This window comes from Dermabacter sp. p3-SID358 (genome assembly GCF_025147465.1).
GTDB lineage: Bacteria > Actinomycetota > Actinomycetes > Actinomycetales > Dermabacteraceae > Dermabacter.
In genome coordinates this window covers 134376-151567 of sequence record NZ_JALXOZ010000002.1, presented here as the reverse complement: position 1 = coordinate 151567, position 17192 = coordinate 134376, and the positions used below count along the sequence as shown (strand labels likewise).

14 protein-coding genes and 2 tRNA genes are annotated in these 17192 nt (G+C 62.9%); 11 read left to right on the top strand and 5 right to left on the bottom strand.

What is annotated here, in order from left to right; genetic code table 11:
• The first annotated feature begins 99 nt into the window (after positions 1 to 99).
• Positions 100 to 2760: an ATP-dependent helicase HrpB gene (gene hrpB / locus M3B90_RS02125; RefSeq protein ID WP_259888406.1), complete on the top strand. Its 2661-nt coding sequence runs from the start codon at positions 100 to 102 to the stop codon at positions 2758 to 2760.
• An 8-nt stretch (positions 2761 to 2768) separates the two neighbouring features.
• Here hrpB and M3B90_RS02120 read toward each other — a convergent pair whose 3' ends face one another.
• The gene (locus M3B90_RS02120) at positions 2769 to 3380 is read right to left on the bottom strand and encodes a biotin transporter BioY (RefSeq protein ID WP_259888405.1); all 612 of its coding nucleotides are present in this window, start codon (positions 3378 to 3380) and stop codon (positions 2769 to 2771) included.
• A gap of 78 nt (positions 3381 to 3458) precedes the next feature.
• On the opposite strand from M3B90_RS02120, the gene M3B90_RS02115 reads away from it, so the two are divergent.
• From M3B90_RS02115 to M3B90_RS02105, 3 genes are all read left to right on the top strand, one after another.
• The gene (locus M3B90_RS02115) at positions 3459 to 4673 is read left to right on the top strand and encodes a winged helix DNA-binding domain-containing protein (RefSeq protein ID WP_259888404.1); all 1215 of its coding nucleotides are present in this window, start codon (positions 3459 to 3461) and stop codon (positions 4671 to 4673) included.
• 137 nt (positions 4674 to 4810) lie between these two features.
• Positions 4811 to 5038 carry a hypothetical protein gene (locus tag M3B90_RS02110; protein WP_259888403.1) on the top strand — a complete coding sequence of 76 codons (228 nt, stop codon included), beginning with the start codon at positions 4811 to 4813 and terminating at the stop codon, positions 5036 to 5038.
• 188 nt (positions 5039 to 5226) lie between these two features.
• On the top strand, positions 5227 to 6474 hold the full coding sequence (locus M3B90_RS02105) for a DUF1524 domain-containing protein (RefSeq protein ID WP_259888402.1): 1248 nt from the start codon (positions 5227 to 5229) through the stop codon (positions 6472 to 6474).
• 472 nt (positions 6475 to 6946) lie between these two features.
• Here the strand turns inward: M3B90_RS02105 and M3B90_RS02100 are convergent.
• Both M3B90_RS02100 and M3B90_RS02095 read right to left on the bottom strand, forming a co-directional pair.
• Positions 6947 to 7019: transfer RNA gene (locus M3B90_RS02100), tRNA-Thr, on the bottom strand.
• Positions 7020 to 7159: 140 nt separating this feature from the next.
• Complete coding sequence (locus M3B90_RS02095) at positions 7160 to 8959, bottom strand: alpha/beta hydrolase (RefSeq protein ID WP_259888401.1); 1800 nt, start codon at positions 8957 to 8959, stop codon at positions 7160 to 7162.
• A 59-nt stretch (positions 8960 to 9018) separates the two neighbouring features.
• Between M3B90_RS02095 and M3B90_RS02090 the strand changes: the two genes are divergently transcribed.
• The 3 genes from M3B90_RS02090 to M3B90_RS02080 all read left to right on the top strand — a co-directional run bounded on the left by M3B90_RS02090 (position 9019) and on the right by M3B90_RS02080 (position 11242).
• Positions 9019 to 9091 (top strand) — tRNA-Glu (locus tag M3B90_RS02090).
• A 215-nt stretch (positions 9092 to 9306) separates the two neighbouring features.
• Positions 9307 to 10794: a catalase gene (locus M3B90_RS02085; protein ID WP_259888400.1), complete on the top strand. Its 1488-nt coding sequence runs from the start codon at positions 9307 to 9309 to the stop codon at positions 10792 to 10794.
• 16 nt (positions 10795 to 10810) lie between these two features.
• The gene (locus tag M3B90_RS02080) at positions 10811 to 11242 is read left to right on the top strand and encodes a metallopeptidase family protein (protein ID WP_311199925.1); all 432 of its coding nucleotides are present in this window, start codon (positions 10811 to 10813) and stop codon (positions 11240 to 11242) included.
• On the opposite strand, the gene M3B90_RS02075 is transcribed toward M3B90_RS02080, so the two are convergent.
• Together M3B90_RS02075 and M3B90_RS02070 are read right to left on the bottom strand one after the other, a co-directional pair.
• Entirely contained in the window at positions 11239 to 11631 is a 393-nt protein-coding gene (locus M3B90_RS02075) for a universal stress protein (protein ID WP_259888399.1), read from the bottom strand. The two genes, M3B90_RS02080 and M3B90_RS02075, sit on opposite strands and share 4 nt — an antisense overlap.
• A gap of 12 nt (positions 11632 to 11643) precedes the next feature.
• Positions 11644 to 12312, bottom strand: a complete 669-nt coding sequence (locus tag M3B90_RS02070; RefSeq protein ID WP_259888398.1) for a 1-acyl-sn-glycerol-3-phosphate acyltransferase — start codon at positions 12310 to 12312, stop codon at positions 11644 to 11646.
• Positions 12313 to 12498: 186 nt separating this feature from the next.
• On the opposite strand from M3B90_RS02070, the gene M3B90_RS02065 reads away from it, so the two are divergent.
• The 4 genes from M3B90_RS02065 to nrdE all read left to right on the top strand — a co-directional run bounded on the left by M3B90_RS02065 (position 12499) and on the right by nrdE (position 17097).
• Positions 12499 to 13872, top strand: a complete 1374-nt coding sequence (locus tag M3B90_RS02065; RefSeq protein WP_259888397.1) for a Gfo/Idh/MocA family oxidoreductase — start codon at positions 12499 to 12501, stop codon at positions 13870 to 13872.
• A 392-nt stretch (positions 13873 to 14264) separates the two neighbouring features.
• On the top strand, positions 14265 to 14522 hold the full coding sequence (nrdH, locus tag M3B90_RS02060; protein ID WP_259888396.1) for a glutaredoxin-like protein NrdH: 258 nt from the start codon (positions 14265 to 14267) through the stop codon (positions 14520 to 14522).
• A gap of 26 nt (positions 14523 to 14548) precedes the next feature.
• Entirely contained in the window at positions 14549 to 14956 is a 408-nt protein-coding gene (gene nrdI / locus M3B90_RS02055) for a class Ib ribonucleoside-diphosphate reductase assembly flavoprotein NrdI (RefSeq protein ID WP_259888395.1), read from the top strand.
• Between the two features lie 5 nt (positions 14957 to 14961).
• On the top strand, positions 14962 to 17097 hold the full coding sequence (gene nrdE / locus M3B90_RS02050) for a class 1b ribonucleoside-diphosphate reductase subunit alpha (RefSeq protein ID WP_259888421.1): 2136 nt from the start codon (positions 14962 to 14964) through the stop codon (positions 17095 to 17097).
• Positions 17098 to 17192 lie beyond the last annotated feature (95 nt).

Genomic DNA, 17192 nt, shown 5'->3' with positions numbered 1-17192 from the left:
AGAGGGGGCAGCTTCAGGTGGCCGTACTAGTGTTGATGCTGAGAGGCTCGTCACACCCGCGATTCTGCTGGTCTTCGGCGGCTTGGCACAATGGGTCAGGTGAGCAGCAAAGCGCAGTCCGACGGTACCCCCGCCACTTTCGATCTCGAGGTGATCGGGACGAGCCTCGCCTTCGCTGACGTGGCACCGCACCTCGCACAGGCGCTCGCTTCACCCGGTGCGAGCGCGGTCGTACAGGCCCCTCCGGGGTCTGGCAAAACGACGCTCGTCCCGCCGATCGTCGCGAACGCACTCGCGGGTGAGCCTGGCGCGGGCCGCGTCATCGTGACGCAGCCGAGGCGCGTGGCCGCCCGTGCGGGCGCCTCAAGGCTTCGATCTCTCGCCGCCGAATCGTCTCCGGCACTCGCGAAGCGTGTGGCATATACGGTGCGCGGCGACTCGACACTCACACCAGACACCCTCGTGGAACTCGTGACGCCCGGCGTGCTCGTGCGCCGGCTCCTCGCCGACCCCGAACTTTCGGGCGTCTCGGCGATCGTGCTCGATGAAGTGCACGAGCGCTCCCTCGATTCCGATCTTGCTCTCGCCTTCGCGCTCGACGTGCGCGATCTTCGCGGAGACCTCAGGCTTCTTGCGCTCTCGGCGACCCTTGACGCGAAAAGATTCGCGGGGCTCCTCGGCGAAGGAGTCGACGAGCCGGTGCCGGTGATCGATTCGCCCACGGCGCTCTTCCCCGTCGAGACGCGACGTGCGCCCTTTGCCGCGCGGATGAATGAGCGCGGGGTCACGCGCGACTTTCTCGCACACGCGGCGCGAGTTGCGGTCGAGGCGCTCGGCGAAGAAGGAGAGCTCGCCGATTCCGACGTCCTCATCTTCCTGCCCGGCGCGTGGGAGGTCGAGAAGGCGGCATCGGCGGCGCGTGAGCTCCTCGCCGGCCGCGGTATGCGCGCCGACGTGTGCGAGCTTCACGGCCGTATCGACGCGCGTGAACAGGACCGCATCGTGCGCGGGCGCAACGAGGGCGAGCCCAGACGCCTCATATTTTCGACGAACCTCGCGGAATCCTCTCTCACGGTTCCGGGCGTACGCATCGTCGTCGATTCGGGATTGAGTCGCGAACTACGCCGCGATACCGCAAGGAAAATGAGTGGCCTCGTGACCGTGACCGCCTCGCGCGCGAGCATGACCCAGCGCGCCGGCCGAGCGGGCCGCCTCGGCCCGGGTCTCGCGATTCGTCTCTTCGATGACCTCGCTTACGCCGGTGCGCGAGACTTCACCCTCCCCGAGATCGCGAGCGCCGACCTCACGGATGCGGCCCTCCTCATGGCTGCGTGGGGCACCCCGGGCGGTGCGGGCCTTCGACTCCCGGATGCGCCACCCGCACAGGCACTTTCTGACGCGCACGAAAGCCTCGCCGCACTCGGCGCCCTCGATAGCGAAGGGGCGATCACACCGCTCGGCCGCACGCTTGCTTCCATCCCCACCGATCCGCGGCTCGCCCGCGCGCTGCTCACTTCCGCACCTATCGTGGGTTCCGACGCCGCCTCGCGCACCGTCGCCGCTCTCTCCCTCGAGGCGCCACTCCCGCTCGACGGACATCTCGTGGCAGGTCCGCGTGCACAGCGCGACCGCCTCCACAAAGAAGCCCACCGCTTCGCCCGCCTCGCACGCCGCCACGCGGAACGCACCCCCAAGCTCACACGAGCGATCGAGCCGCCGAACGACCCCGCTCACGAGGTTGGCATAGTCGTTGCCCTTGCCTACCCCGAACGCCTCGCGCGCGAAGTGGAGCCAGGAATCTACGAAAGCGCGAGCGGCACACGCGCCGGCACGAGCGACACCGCACTCGGAGAGTGGATCGCGATCGCAGAGGTGCAGCGCTCGAACGCCAAGGCCGCGCGCGGTACGGGCGCCATCATCCGCCAGGCGGCGCCCCTCACAGAGGACGAAGCCCTCGCGTGCGCGGGGCCGCTCGTGCGCGAAAACATCGAGATCGACTTCGGTGAAAACGGCGCTAAAGCACGGCGCATCAAAACCGTTGGAAGCATCGTGCTCTCCTCAACCCCCACCAAAGTCGAAGGCCCCGGAGTGCGTGAGGCCGTCCTCGCCGGCATCCGCCGCGCAGGACTCGATCTCTTCACGTGGAGCGCGAGCGCCGCGAACCTCCGCGCGCGCCTCGCCCTCCTCCACCGCGAACTCGGTGATCCCTGGCCTGACGTGAGCGACGCGGCGCTACTGTCACGCCTCGAAGAACTCGCGGGTCCCGAAATCGACGCGCTCGCCGGCATCGGCAGAAAAAACCCGCTTCCCCCCTCAAAAATCGACATGCGCCCAATCCTCGAGCGCGCCTTCCCGTGGCCCGAAGCCGCGCGACTCGAAGAACTCACGCCCGAGAGAATCCAGGTGCCGTCGGACTCCAAAATTCGCCTTGACTACCCAAACGCCGAGCAGATCGAGAACGCCGGTGGTGGCGCGGATGAGGCGTCCGTGCGCCTCAAGGTGAAGCTCCAGGAGATGTTCGGGCTCGAGGAGACACCGAGCATCGTGGACGGAAGAGTAAGCGTGCTCATCGAGCTACTTTCGCCCGGCGGTAAACCACTTGCCCTCACGAAAGATCTGCGCTCATTTTGGGCTGGACCCTATGTGGAGGTGCGTAAAGAAATGCGCGGCCGCTACCCGAAACATCCCTGGCCCGAAGACCCGATGACATTCGAGGCGACCGCGAAAACGAACCGCGCGCTCAGGCGCGGCGCGAAATAAGGAGGCGCTTACTTCTCGAGCGCGCGCACACCCTTCCACGCGAGCGGAATGAGGCCCGCCGCGATCGCCGCCTTGACGATGCCGCCGGGGATAAACGGGATAAGGCCCGCGTTCATGATGCCCGCGAAGTCCATGCCGAGGCCCATGACCGAATTGAGAATCCACGCCATGTAGGGCACGCCCACGATGAACGGCAACGCGCTCGCCGCAGCGAAGCCGAGAAGCGCGAGCGTGAACTTGCGATCCCACGCGCGCTCCGCCATCCAGCCGGCCACAAACGCCGAGGGAATAAAACCAATGATGAAGCCGAAACTCGGCTCGAGAACCATGCCGGGGCCGCCGCCGAACTCCGCGAAGATCGGGGCCCCCGCGAGACCTGCGACGAGGTACGTCGCAAGTGAGGCCGCACCGCGCTTCGAACCGAGAGCTGCGCCCACGAGGATCACACCGAGCGTTTGACCGGTAATCGGCACGTACGGGAGGGGGATCGTCACTTGCGCAAGGATCCCCACCACAACGACGCCCGCCGCGATGAGCGAAAGATCGGTGAGAAGTGTGCGGTGCTTGACGAGCGAATCGGCGAGCACGGGGCGGGTGTCGGCAACGGGTGCGGTGGTCATGAATCTCCTTGATCTCGTGGAAAGGAACCGCACCAATACTAGGCTCCTTCGGCCCGCGCTGGTGGATAAGGTTGAGGCATGGCGTCACGATCCACCACCGCTGCCGTATCTCGCGCCGCGCGCGCCGGCCTCATTCACGCACGCCTTGTAGCGCAAGGGCTCGCCGCTTCAACGTACGGTAGCGCCCGTGACGTGGTGCACGCGATGGGGGCCATGCAGGGGCAAGATCTGCCCGGTTTGCTCTCCTCGATCGCCCTTCGGCTTGAGGCGACAAAGGTGAGCGAAGAACCAGGTGAGGAGCGGGTTCCGACGGTTGCTGGGCAAGCGTCGGACCAAAAACCTCTCCCGAGTGACCCGCGCATGCGGGAGGTGTTGCGCGCCTTTGACGCTCGCGAAATCGTGCGTGGCTACCCGATGCGCGGGACCGTTTTTGCGATGGCCGCGAGCGATGCGCGGTGGATGACCGAGCTGTGTGCGAAAAAGGGAGAGTGGGAAGCGCGGCGGAGGCGCTCGCGGAATCTTTCTGAAGTCGAGGTTGAGAGGGCGCTTGGCGTTGCGCTCGAGACGTTTGCAGGGAAGCCTCGATCACTTGCGCGCGCGGAACTGCTAGATGCGTGGGAGAGCGCCGGCATTTCCACGAGTGGTGGGCGCGGCTACCACCTCATCACGTATTTCATGGCATCGGGGCAGCTGATCTACGGGCCGATTGAGGGGAATGAGCATCGAATCGCCTCGACCGAGACGTGGTTGCCTGAGGGCTCCGGTCTCGAGGCGCGTTTCGGCGGAGACCGGGTCGCTGCGACGGCGGCGCTGCTCGAGCGGTACCTGCTGAGCCATGGTCCCGCGACACTGCGCGATTTCGCGTGGTGGACGAAGCTTCCGCTGGGGGAGGTCCGTGCAGCATTCGCCCAAGTAAGCGATGAGATTGAGGAGTGGGGGAGCGACGCCGCTGGCGAGATGAGGTATTGCCGTGCGGGACTCACGGATGAGGTCGAGGCTGCCGGCTCCCAAGTTCGGGGAGCATTCCTGTTGCCCGGGTTCGACGAACTCGTGCTCGGCTATCCGAACCGCCTCGATCTCATGAGCGCAAATGAGCACGAACTGCTCGTGCCGGGGAACAACGGTGTGTTCCGCAGGGCGATCCTGCGCGGCGGCCGCGCGATTGGCCTGTGGAGGGCCACAAAAAAGAAGAGCGGCCGGGTGCTCGAAGCTGAACCCTTCGGCGAGATGACAGCCGCGGCTCAGCGTGACATCGAGCGTGCCTTCGGTCGCTTCCCGCACCACGATCAGTAGGGAGGTCTGCGCGGTCGCGTGTGAAAGCGCGGTGGGGAGCTGTGGAAGGTCGCTGGAGAAGGCACGGTTCCTGACAGGAAGTTGCCCTGTCGCCAATAATGATGGGAAGCGCCCGTTTCGTACAAGGAGAAAGTGCGATGGCGAAACCTGAAGATGGCCCCAAGCTCAAGAAGACCAAGGGCCCCGCGACGTGGCGAGATTGTGGTTGCGCGTGTGTGGACCTCTTTGCCGCCTTCGCCATTGGCATCGTCGTTGTGCTTGCGACGACGTCTGGCGAAGAGCCGAAGCCGGAAGCTTCTGTTTCTGAGGCCTTGCCTGCCGCGCACACGCCATCTCCCGCATCTCAAGTGCACACGGAGGACTAGTCAGCTTTGGTGCGACCCCGCGACCGGGTGCGTGCGGTCTCCGGGTGAGAGTGCCGAGGCTCATAGCGTGGCTCGTACGGCCAGGGTACCAAGGTCCCCGCGAAAAAATTGATGACTTCATAGAGTTAGGTATCTAGTGGCCAACGCCGTTGGCACAACAGCACTCTTGGAGCACGGAGAAAGCGCACATGGCGAGGCCGACCGGCGATCAAAAATCAGGAACCGCAGCGGGTATCACCGGAGTCTCGTGCTGCGGTTGCATCGGCCTCGCGTCCATCGTGGTCTTCTTCCTCGTGGCCGTCGGGGCTATCGCCGCGCCTGACGGCGTGGAATCGCGCCCCGCCGAGAGCACCTCTGCGACGGCAACGGTTGAGGCCGAAACTCCAAAGGGGGATGCCACAGCTCCTGGTTCTTCGGAGCCGACGGCGGCAGAGACCGCTCGTGAAAATGGCTCGTCAAAGGCGAAACCGAGCGCGACCCCCGAGCTCAAGCCGGTAAGCGCTCCCGATGCATCCGCACCTGAGTCGCTATCGTCGACTTCCGCAACCGACTCGGCTCCGGGCGAAAAGCCGGCCCCTGCCGGAACAGCCCTCGCCCAGCTCCGCACCCTCGAAGTGAAGGGGCGCGCGCCCAAGTCGGAATACGACCGCGACTCCTTCGGCTGGCGCGACGACGTTGACCACAACGGTTGCGATACGCGCAACGACATCCTTCGCCGCGATGTCACAAACTTCGTCACGAAAGCGGGCACTCACGGCTGCGTCGTCATCTCGGGCACGGTCAATTCGCCCTACAGCGGCTCGAGCTACGACTTCAAGCGGAACCCCACCAATACCGATATCGACCACGTCGTGGCGCTCTCGGACGCATGGCAAAGCGGTGCCGCAAGCTGGGACGCGCAAAAGAAAGTGGCATTCGCGAACGACCCGCTCAACCTGCTCGCCGTCGAATCGACTCTGAACAGGCAAAAAGGTGACGGCGATGCCGCGACGTGGCTCCCGCCGAACAAGGCGTATCGCTGCGAGTACGTTGCACGCCAGGTGGCCGTGAAGGCGAATTACGGGCTTTGGGTGAAGCCCGCCGAAGCCGAGGCCATCGAGCGTGTGCTCGGGGCCTGCCCCGAAATGCCGGCGTTCGATGACAATGTCGAGCCGACCGCGACCGACTCCTCGACCGATAAGAAGGCGAAGCCTTCCGAGACTCCAGCGCCGCTCGTGCGGGACGTGCAAAAGGAAGCACCGAGGAAAGAGGTGCGCAAGAAGGAGTCGCCCAAGAAGAAAGCTCCGAAGAAGGAGTCTTCTGGCGGCGGATTCCGCAACTGTAAGGCCGCATGGGAGGCCGGGGCAGCCCCACTCTACAGGGGCGATGCCGGCTACGCATCGAAGCTTGATGGGGATGACGACGGTGTTGCATGTGAGGCGCGGCCTCGCTATTGACCTGCCGTGTAAGTAAGGTGCGGCCCCGCAATTAGCCTGGCAGGCCTGCCGGCCCAAGGTAATAGCCTGCTGGCTCCTCGCTCCTTGGCGAGGGGGCGTGGCCGGGCCCGAGCCTCGCTCGCCGTGACGAAAGTGGTGAAATTTGGCTCGAAACCGCTGAATTCTTGCGCGAGGTGGCGGTTGTTCACCACTTTTGTGGTGAGGGGTGAGGAGTGAGGGGTGCCCCGCAGGTTTGCTGGCGCTCGCATGGCAAGGGGGGCGAGGTGCCACGCAGAGCTGCGCCACACGGCAGGGGAGTGCGGCTTGAAAATGAATAGGTCGGGGATGTGGATTTTGGTGAATGGCTAACCGAATGGCTAACTGAATGTGTAACAAGAAGGGTGACAAGAAGGGCAACAAACTGCCTCGGTAACCGAAGACAAGAGCAGCCCCCACCTGATGTTTTCCCTGGTGGGGGCCGCTTTTTGCGGTGAGCCTCCTGCCGGAATCGAACCGGCGACCTATTCATTACGAGTGAATCGCTCTACCGACTGAGCTAAGGAGGCGTGTGCTTCGCACGCGCATCGCGCACGAACCACAACTTTACGGGAGAAACTCGCCGCGTGCCAAACCGTGCGAGTGATGGACCGGTCACATCGAGGCCGCTTGCATCCGGCCCATCGCCGCGCGGCTTAGGCAGCGCCTATTACTCGCACTTCGCTCCATCGTCGGGGACCTTGTCTTCGAGGAGATAGGCGTCGACCATTTCCTCGATGCAGCCTCCCGTGCGGCCGTAGGCGGTGTGCCCGTAACCGTCGTACGTGAGGAGCACGGAGTTATCGAGCTGCTCATTGAGGGATTCGGCCCATGCGTACGGAGTCGCGGGATCGTGAGTCGTGCCGATCACGACAATCGTGCTCGAGCCCTCCGCCTTGATTTTCTCCGGGTAGCGCACGGGCTTCGCGGGCCAGTTGGCGCAGCCATCTTCTTCGCCGCTGCCGAGGGACGGGCCGAAAGTCGGGTACTTCGTAGAGAGGCGTTCGCCTTCCTTCTTGAGCCACTCCCCGTCGGTCACACCGATGTGGTCAAGGCAGTTCACCGCAGCATTCGCGAATGTGCTATTCGACTTGAACGTGCCGTCGTTTTCTCGCTCGTTCGCGAGGTCGGCGAGCATGAGGAGAATGTCGGCGGAGTTGTTCTTCTTGACGTTCTCAAGCCCCAGAGCTACGTACTCCCACGTTTCGTTGCCGTAAAGCGCCATAAGGATCGCAGTCGACGCGAGAGCTTCGGTAAGTTTGCGGTCGCCCGACGTGGGAATGGGGTTCTTCCCGGCGTCTTTCATGAAGTCGCGAAGCTGCTGGACGCCTTCCTCGACGCTACCCGTGAGGGGGCAGCTGTCGCGCTCGCTCTGGCACCATGTCACGAAGTCTTTCACGGCACCTTCGAAGCCTTCGGCCTGGCCGGCCACGATCTCGTTCGTGGTGAGAGATGGGTCGAGCGCGCCGTCAAGAATGAGGTGCCCCGTGCGATCCGGGTACATCTCGGCGTAGGTCGCACCAAGATATGTGCCGTAGGAGAAGCCGAGGTAGTCGAGCTTTTCTGATTCGACGGCGGCGCGGATTACGTCCATGTCGCGTGCCGCAGAGTACGTGTCGATGTATTGGAGTCGGTCGCCGGATTTCTCGCCGCAGGCCTTCGCGACCTTGTCGGCCCATTCCTTCGTCTTTTGTGCACCTTCCGCGGTGTCGGGGAGGTCGGTGGAAAGCATCTCGTCGGTCTCGGCATCACTGAGGCACTGGATACCGTCGGAATCCTTCACGCCGCGCGGGTCGAAGCCGATCACGTTGTACTGCTCGAGCACGGTGGGGCTGATCTGCATGGAGCCGTAGGCGGCGACGTGTTCAGCGCCCGAGCCGCCGGGGCCGCCGGGGTTGACGAGGAGCGAACCCTTGGGTTTGTCAGCTTTGGCGGGGAGGCGTGTGAGCAGGAGCGAAAGCGTTGCGCCTTCGGGCTCATTCCATTTGAGGGGCACGTCGATCGTGGCGCATTCGGCGGCCTTGTAATCTGCGCGTTCGCATTCGCCCCATTGGGCTTTTTGGTCGTAGAACTTCGACCAGCGCTTATCCTGCGCCGGGTCAGCGCCGAGATCGTACGCGGCGGATTCGATCACGGGGGAGAGCTGGCCGAGGGGCTCCATGCCCTCGGTTCCGAAGGCCTTACTCGTGGACCCTTCGATCTTCTTGAGGGCAGCTTTAGCATCCTTGTCGAAGGTGCCGCTGCCCTCGGCGGTAGCGCCGTTTGAGCTCGGGGAGGCCTTGGGGGTTGACTGAGTGAACATCCCACAACCGCTGAGGGATAACGCGGCGAGTGCCAGGGCGCTGAGAGTCGCGGCGGCGCGCGTGAGTACGCCGGTGCGGGACGTGTGAATCGGTGTCACGAAGGAACCTCGCGGATCGTTGTTGGGGTGAATGAGCTGCACCTCATTCAACCATGCGGTGGAGTGCATCACCGTCAGGCTTGCCCAGTTGGCGTTCGAGGATGGAGATGGGTAGAGTGTTTCCGCCCGCCCCGTTCGTCTAGCGGCCTAGGACACCTGCCTTTCACGCCGGCAACACGGGTTCGAATCCCGTACGGGGTACAGCTAGAACCGCCCGCCAGTTTTGGTGGGCGGTTTTGTTTTTGTTGCGCGCGCCTCGCGCGCAAAGGGTCCGACGCCACCCGCTTCTCAAGGCCGCTGACTTTGCGAGTGCGCTCAAGGAGCGCAGGTAGAGTTAGAAAACGTGATCCCTCCTCGATGAAGCCGAGGCGATCGATCGCCCCATTCCTACCCACGAGAAAAGGACAGGAAGCAGAATGAGCACCTTTGATCCCAACCTTCCGAGCACTGGCGAAGCCGGTGCACCGCGTGAATCCGATGCTCACTCGCTGAGCGTCGGCGCGAACGGCCCCCTCCTTCTCCACGACGTCAACCTTGTTGAGAAGCTTGCGCGCTTCGACCGCGAGCGCATTCCGGAGCGCAGCCCTCACGCGAAGGGCTCCGGCGCGTTCGGCGAGCTTCGAGTGACCGAGGACGTCTCGAAGTACACGAAGGCGAAGCTCTTCCAGAAGGGCGCGAAGACCCCGATGCTTGCGCGCTTCTCAACCGTCGCCGGTGAGCTCGGTTCGCCCGACACGTGGCGCGACGTGCGCGGCTTTGCCCTCAAGTTCTACACGGAGGAGGGCAACTACGACATCGTTGGCAACAACACGCCGATCTTCTTCCTCCGCGACCCCATGAAGTTCCCCGACTTCATTCACTCGCAAAAGCGCCTTCCCGATTCGGGCCTGCGCGATGCCACTATGCAGTGGGACTTCTGGACCCTTTCGCCTGAGAGCGCCCACCAGGTCGCCTACCTCATGGGTCCGCGTGGCCTTCCGAAGACCTGGCGCCATATGAACGGCTACAGCTCGCACACCTACATGTGGGTGAATGAGGCTGGCGAGAAGTCGTGGGTCAAGTACCACTTCCACACCCAGCAGGGCGTCGAGTACCTCTCGAACGAAGAGGCGACCCGCATCGCTGGTGAGGACGCCGATGCGCACCGCAAGGACCTCTTCGACGCGATCAAGAACGGCGAGTTCCCGAAGTGGGACGTTTCGGTGCAGATCATGCCTTACGAGGATGCGAAGACCTACCGCTTCAATCCGTTTGATCTCACGAAGACCTGGTCAAAGAAGGATTACCCGCTCATCAGGGTCGGCGAGTTCGAGCTCAACCAGAACCCGGTGAATCACTTCGCTCAGATCGAGCAGGCGGCCTTCAGCCCCTCGAACCTTGTTCCCGGCATTGGCTTCTCGCCCGACAAGATGCTGCTCGGCCGCGTGTTCTCCTACCCGGATGCGCAGCGCAACCGCCTCGGCACGAACTACAATCAGCTTCCCGTGAACCGTCCGGTGAACGACGTCAACACCTACTCGAAGGAAGGGGCGATGGAGTTCTTCCATTCGGGCGATGCTCCCGTTTATGCCCCGAACTCTTTCGGTCGCGCCTACCAGGATGAGCAGGGCCCGGTCGACAACGGTTGGGAGTCCGACGGTGAGATGGTGCGCGCCGCGTACACGCTCCACGCTGAAGATGACGATTTCGGTCAGGCCGGCACCCTCGTGCGCGAGGTGTTTAGCGATGAGGAACGCGAGGAGTTCGTGAAAACCGTCGCGGGTACCCTCGACTCGGTCGTTGAGCCCGTTCTCTCGCGCGTGTTCGAGTACTGGAAGAGGGTCGATCAGGAGATCGGCGAGCGCATCGAGAAGGCCGCGAAGGCCAAAACGGGAGCCGACGAGGTTCCCGGCAGCATCCAGTAACGAAGGAATCTGAGACGTGGCCCCGTTCCTGCCGGGTTCGGCGGGGGCGGGGCCGACGCTTGCCTCCACAAAGGCGTTTTGGGATTCTTATGGCATGCACCCCATGAGCCGCGAAGACTTCGAAGCCGCAGTTGACGATGCGCTCGATTCACTGCCTCTCGAGGTTGTCAACCAGGTTGCCGATTCGAACACGGTGATCCTCGTGGACGAGGAGCCGGAGGGCAGCGAGGATGTGCTCGGGGTGTTCGATGGGGTGCCCCTCACGGAGCGGGGCCACGACGACGGCCTCCTTGAACCGGGCCGAATCATCATTTTCCGCGGGCCACTTATCCGCATGGCGGAAAGCCGCGAGGATCTCGAAGAGCAGATCCGCGTGACAGTGCTTCACGAGATCGGCCATCTCTTTGGAATCGAGGAGGGCCGCCTCCACGAGCTTGGCTGGGGTTAGACGACGAGGACGTCGGCGGGCGAATCCGCGATAACCGTCTGAATGGTGTTGCCAAGGTAGCGCGGGTCGTTCGCGCCGCCGTAACGGGCGCCGAGCACGAGCGTGTCGGCACCGGTCTGTTCGACCTCGGTGATGATCGCGTCGGCGACCTCGTCGCCCTCCTCGATGTGGCGGGTGCGCGAGCTGACATCGCGCACCCCTGCGCGGCGCGCCGTTTGCTCCGCGTACGCCAGCTGCTCCGCGCTCGCGTGGCGCGGGTCCGACTCGACAGAGTCACGCACGACGTTGACGAGATGGAGGGCAACATCGAACTGCACGGCCCTCTCAATGGCGGCGTCGAGCGCGACCTCGCCTTTCGGCGTGGGAATGTAGGCGACGAGGATGCTCACCGTTGATCTCCTTTAGCGTTCCGTTTTCTGTTCGGGGGGTTCGTACTCTTGCCCGCTGAGCTTCTGAATTTCTTCCATCACACGATCCGTAACGGCGCGGCGCCTGCGGTTTTCGGGAAGAGAACGATCGATATCGCTGAAGTCGATGGGGGCGCCGATGCGCACCTCGAGTTTCGCGCGGCGCGGCCGTGGGAGGGTCTTGCCGGGTACGAAAAGCCTCTCGGTACCGATGAGGCCCACGGGAATGACGGGTGCGCCCGTTTTTTCTTCGAGCCAGGCGACGCCCGTGCGGCCCCGACCGAGCTTGCCGGATTTCGAACGCGTGCCCTCGGGGTAGATCGCGAACACGCCGCCTTCTTTGAGCACGTCTCGGGCCTTTTCGAGCGAGCCGTGAGCGGACTTCAGGGTTCCGCGTTCCACGGGGATCGAGCCCACAGTCTCAAAGAAACGCTGCTTAATGCGGGCCGTAAGGCCGCTCTTGTGCCAGAAATCGGCTTTGATGATGTAGCGCACCTTGCGGTTGAACACGACGGGCACGAGGAACGAATCTACATTCGCGCGGTGATTCGCTGCGATGATCACGGGACCCGTTTCGGGCACGTTCTCAAGTCCCGTAACCTTCGGCCGCCACCACGCCTTAATCATGGGCGCGACGAACTTGTGGGCGGTTTCGTAAAACACCGGCCTGCTCCTTCGGCTCGTTCTCTCGCACGTGCGCATCGCGCATAATTCTCAGCGTAATCGCTTGGTGGTTTAGTTCCTAATGCTGGCCCGCGTGTTTAATGGATGGGAGGTCCGACGGTTGCCTGGCAGGCGTCGGAACTTTTTCGCACGGCGCTGCCCGCCACGACCGGAAGGATTTCGCTCATGCCCTCGAAGATTAACGTTGCCGTTGTGGGGCTCGGGACGAGCGCGCAGGCTGTGCACCTGCCGATGCTGCTACGTCGCCACGATCGATTCCATGTGAGTGCGGTCGTTGATATTTCGCCGCGAAGGCTACGTGAGGCGAGCGAGAAGTGGGGCCTCGAGGAGGAGCGGCGCTACGGAAGCGTCAAGGAGCTCATGGCGGCCGTGCGCAGCAAGGATATTGAACTCGATGCGGTGGTGTTCAGTGCCGACGGTGTGAAGGGTGAAGATATCCTCCAGATCATCAAGCGCGGTATTCCCGTGCTCGTGGAGCCGCCCGTCGCATACGGAACTGAGGAGCTTCAGGCGATCGCCGAGTTTGAACGCATGGCCGGCAGGCCGCTCGTGATGCTTGCCTACGGTGCGCTCTATGACTCGTCCATCAAGCTCCTCGTAGGCGAGAACCAGGCGCGTGACCTTCGGAGCCTCGAGTTTGAGACACTCATGCCGGCGAGCTCCGTGATGCACGGCAAACACCACGTGACCTCCGCCGCCTACGATCTTCCTTCCGAGCAGCGTATCGCGCGCCGCGAAAGCCTTAAAGAAGCGGTCGAGAAGGGCGCGGGTCCCGGCGCGAATCAGCGAGATCGCGACATCTACGTCAAGGGCCTGCTCACGGGTGTGCTCGCGCAGCTTGCGCTCTTGCGCTCGACCTACGGCCCGCTCGAGGAGCTGCACGGGGTGCGTCACTGGCCGGAGCAGGTGATTCCCGGCTCGATCGAGGTGCTCGGTGCTCTCGACAAGGGTGTGCACGTGCGACTTGTGTGGCACTATCTTCCTTTCGCACCCGAGTACCACGATGCCGTTCGGTTCGTGACGAATCGGCGGCAGGGTCGCGTGGAACTTCCCGCTGCGGCGGATCTCGATACGCGTGGTTCGTTCACGTTCACGCAGAAATCGGATGGCGCGATCGTGACGAGCGAGCGCCTCTCCGAGCATTCGCCCGCCTACGGTCTCCACGAGGCGTTCTATGCGTTCGCCGCGAAGGGAGAACAGCCTGCTTATGGGCTCACCGAGGCGCTCGAGGACCTCGAGGTGGCGAGGGCCGTTCTTGGCGAGCTCGCCCTCGCGGAGGGCCGCGACATCAACGCCGAGCCCGAGGTTGAGGGCGAAGGAGAAGAGCACGAGAGCCGCGGTCACGGGGCAGAGGCACGTGAAGGCTCAACCGTCGTCGTCGAAAACCCCCTCACGGAGACACCGATCGTGACGGCGCCCGAACAGGAAAAGGGGTTTGACGCTCGTCCGGGCAGCGAGGAAAACGGGGACGTTCACGCGGCGGAGGGCTCGCGGGAGGAACCGGAAGGTGACAAGGAAAGCGAGCGAAGTGAGGCGTAGCCCTCGCATCGCTGTGCGACACGCCGAAGGGCGAGAATCACACAAGAAATTTTTGGGGGCGGCAGTACCGATTGCCGTCCCCATTTCTTCGTGGATAACACCGAAAATTCACCATCGATCACACCCTGTCCACAATGCTGTCCACCACCTCCCGCGCCTACGACGTGCACCGTTCGTGGATAACACGATCGCCGTTCACCGTGCGTTCACATGAGGCCACAGGGTGTCCACACACCATCCACATGACAGTCGTGTAATTCAGTACATCTTGTGGTGCTCCCATCGATCTGCCACTAGGTGTAGTGTTGAGTCCGTTGGTTCGCGCAGCCCCCGCAGTGGGGTTTCACGTCCCCGCGAACACGAAGAACACCGCGAACTTTGAAAGGCCCCTCATGGAGATCACCGTCTACACCAAGCCCATGTGCGTCCAGTGCGATGCCACCAAGCGCGCCCTCAACAAGGCTGGCCTCGAGTACACCCTCGTGGACATCACCGAGGATTCCGCCGCCCTCTCGCACATCAAGTCGCTCGGCTTCATGCAGGCGCCCGTCGTGACCACCGCGAACGACTCGTGGTCGGGCTTCCGTCCCGACAAGATCAAGGCCCTCACCGCCCAGGCGAGCGAGCTGCGCCAGGCCGCAAGCTTCTGAGCATATAAGCGTCGTTAAAGCCCGCCATGAGTAAGCTCGTCTATTTTTCGTCCGTTTCGGAGAACACGAAACGCTTCATCGAGAAGCTTGAGCTGCCCGAAAACACGGTCGAACGGATCCCGCTCAGGCGGAACGACGAGCCGCTCGTCATGGACGAAGACTTCGTGCTCATGGTGCCCACCTACGGCGGCGGCAACACCGGGGGAGCAGTCCCCAAGCAGGTCATTCACTTCCTCAACGACAAGCGCAACCGCGCACACATCAAAGGCGTGATCTCGGGAGGGAACACGAACTTTGGCGAGGCATACTGCATCGCTGGCGACATCATCGCTCGCAAATGCAACGTGCCGCACCTCTACAAGTTTGAGCTCCTTGGGACATCGAGGGATGTCACCAAAGTCAAAGAAGGGTTGGAACGGTTTTGGCAGAGCTAACCGAGATGCCGGGCTACGAGCACAACAAGGCGATGGATTACCACGCGCTCAACGCCATGTTGAACCTCTACGACGCGGACGGCAAGATCCAGTTCGACAAGGACCGCGAGGCGGCCCGCGAGTACTTCCTCCAGCACGTCAACCAGAACACGGTTTTCTTCCACACGCTGCAGGAGAAGCTCGACTACCTCGTGGAGAAGGAGTACTACGAGAAGCACGTTCTCGATCAGTACACCTTCGAGTTCATCAAGTCGCTCTACAAGCGCGCGTACGCGAAGAAGTTCCGCTTCCCGACCTTCCTTGGCGCGTTCAAGTACTACACCTCGTACACGCTCAAGACGTTCGACGGCAAGCGCTACCTCGAACGTTTCGAAGATCGCGTGTGCATGGTTGCCCTGACCCTCGCCGCTGGCGATCAGGAGCTTGCCGAGCACATTGTTGACGAGGCTCTCGATGGTCGCTTCCAGCCCGCGACCCCGACCTTCCTCAACGCGGGCAAGGCGCAGCGCGGCGAGCTCGTTTCGTGCTTCCTTCTGCGCATCGAAGACAACATGGAGTCGATCGGCCGCTCGATCAACTCCGCGCTTCAGCTTTCCAAGCGCGGCGGCGGCGTGGCCCTTCTGCTTTCGAATCTCCGTGAGCACGGCGCGCCCATCAAGCAGATCGAGAACCAGTCCTCGGGCGTCATCCCCGTCATGAAGCTCCTCGAGGATTCCTTCAGCTACGCGAACCAGTTAGGCGCACGTCAGGGTGCCGGCGCCGTGTACCTCCACGCGCACCACCCCGATATCCTCCGCTTCCTCGACACGAAGCGCGAGAACGCCGACGAAAAGATCCGCATCAAGACCCTCTCCCTCGGCGTCGTGATCCCGGACATCACGTTCGAGCTCGCGAAGAACAACGAGCCGATGTACCTGTTCTCGCCGTATGACGTCGAGCGTGTGTACGGCAAGCCGTTCGCTGACGTGAACGTGAGCGAGAAGTACCGCGAAATGGTGGACGATCACCGCATCGCGAAGAAGAAGATCCGCGCCCGCGACTTCTTCCAGGTTCTCGCCGAGATCCAGTTCGAATCGGGCTACCCGTACATTATGTTCGAGGACACGGTGAACCGCGCGAACCCCATCGGCGGTGCGAAGGTGACCCACTCGAACCTGTGTTCGGAGATCCTCCAGATCTCGACCCCGTCGACCATGAACGCGGATCTTTCCTACGAAACGCTCGGCCGGGACATTTCGTGCAACCTCGGCTCGCTCAACATTGCGAAGGCCGTGGATTCGCCCGACTTCGAAAAGACCATTGAGACGGCGATCCGCGCCCTCACGGCGGTCTCGGATTCTTCCGACATCTCCTCGGTGCCGACCATCGCCAACGGCAACAAGGCTTCCCACGCGATCGGCCTCGGCCAGATGAACCTCCACGGGTTCCTCGCGCGCGAGTCGATTCACTACGGAAGCGAGGAAGGCCTCGACTTCACGAACATGTACTTCTACTCGGTCGTGTACCAGTGCATCAAGGCCTCCACGAAGATCGCCCAGGAACGCGGCGAAACCTTCCTTGGCTTTGAAGATTCAAAGTACGCGAGCGGCGAGTACTTCGAGAAGTACATCAACGGCGTGTGGGAACCGAAGACAGCGCGCGTGCGTGAGATCTTCGAGAACTCGAGCATTCACCTGCCCACGCAGGAGGACTGGAAGGCTCTCGCGGCGGAGGTGAAGGAACACGGCATGTACAACGCGTACCTGCAGGCCGTTCCGCCCACCGGTTCGATTTCCTACATCAACCACTCGACGAGCTCGATCCACCCGATCGTCTCCAAGATCGAGATCCGCAAGGAAGGCAAGATCGGCCGCGTCTACTACCCGGCGCCGTACATGACGAACGACAACCTGGAGTACTACCAGGATGCCTACGAGATCGGCTACGAGAAGATCATCGACACGTACGCCGAGGCTACCCAGCATGTCGACCAGGGCCTCTCGCTCACGCTGTTCTTCCCCGACACGGCGACGACCCGCGACGTCAACAAGGCGCAGATCTACGCGTGGCGTAAGGGCATCAAGACCCTCTACTACATCCGCCTGCGTCAGATGGCGCTCACCGGAACCGAGGTCGAGGGCTGCGTGAGCTGCATGCTCTAAGCGAAGGGCTGCGTGCGGAGCTCTTCGCAGCCCGCCCCACTACTCATTCCAGGGTGTAGAAAAACGACGTTGTGACCCCGTCGCGGGTTTGCCCG

Bases quoted from the DNA above. Each gene is read 5' to 3' on its own strand.
- M3B90_RS02085 (WP_259888400.1), top strand. From the start codon at position 9,307: ATGAGCACCTTTGATCCCAACCTTCCGAGCACTGGCGAAGCCGGTGCA.
- M3B90_RS02115 (WP_259888404.1), top strand. From the start codon at position 3,459: ATGGCGTCACGATCCACCACCGCTGCCGTATCTCGCGCCGCGCGCGCC.
- nrdE (WP_259888421.1), top strand. From the start codon at position 14,962: ATGCCGGGCTACGAGCACAACAAGGCGATGGATTACCACGCGCTCAAC.
- nrdI (WP_259888395.1), top strand. From the start codon at position 14,549: ATGAGTAAGCTCGTCTATTTTTCGTCCGTTTCGGAGAACACGAAACGC.
- M3B90_RS02065 (WP_259888397.1), top strand. From the start codon at position 12,499: ATGCCCTCGAAGATTAACGTTGCCGTTGTGGGGCTCGGGACGAGCGCG.
- M3B90_RS02110 (WP_259888403.1), top strand. From the start codon at position 4,811: ATGGCGAAACCTGAAGATGGCCCCAAGCTCAAGAAGACCAAGGGCCCC.
- M3B90_RS02120 (WP_259888405.1), bottom strand. From the start codon at position 3,380: ATGACCACCGCACCCGTTGCCGACACCCGCCCCGTGCTCGCCGATTCG.
- M3B90_RS02095 (WP_259888401.1), bottom strand. From the start codon at position 8,959: ATGCACTCCACCGCATGGTTGAATGAGGTGCAGCTCATTCACCCCAAC.
- nrdH (WP_259888396.1), top strand. From the start codon at position 14,265: ATGGAGATCACCGTCTACACCAAGCCCATGTGCGTCCAGTGCGATGCC.
- M3B90_RS02105 (WP_259888402.1), top strand. From the start codon at position 5,227: ATGGCGAGGCCGACCGGCGATCAAAAATCAGGAACCGCAGCGGGTATC.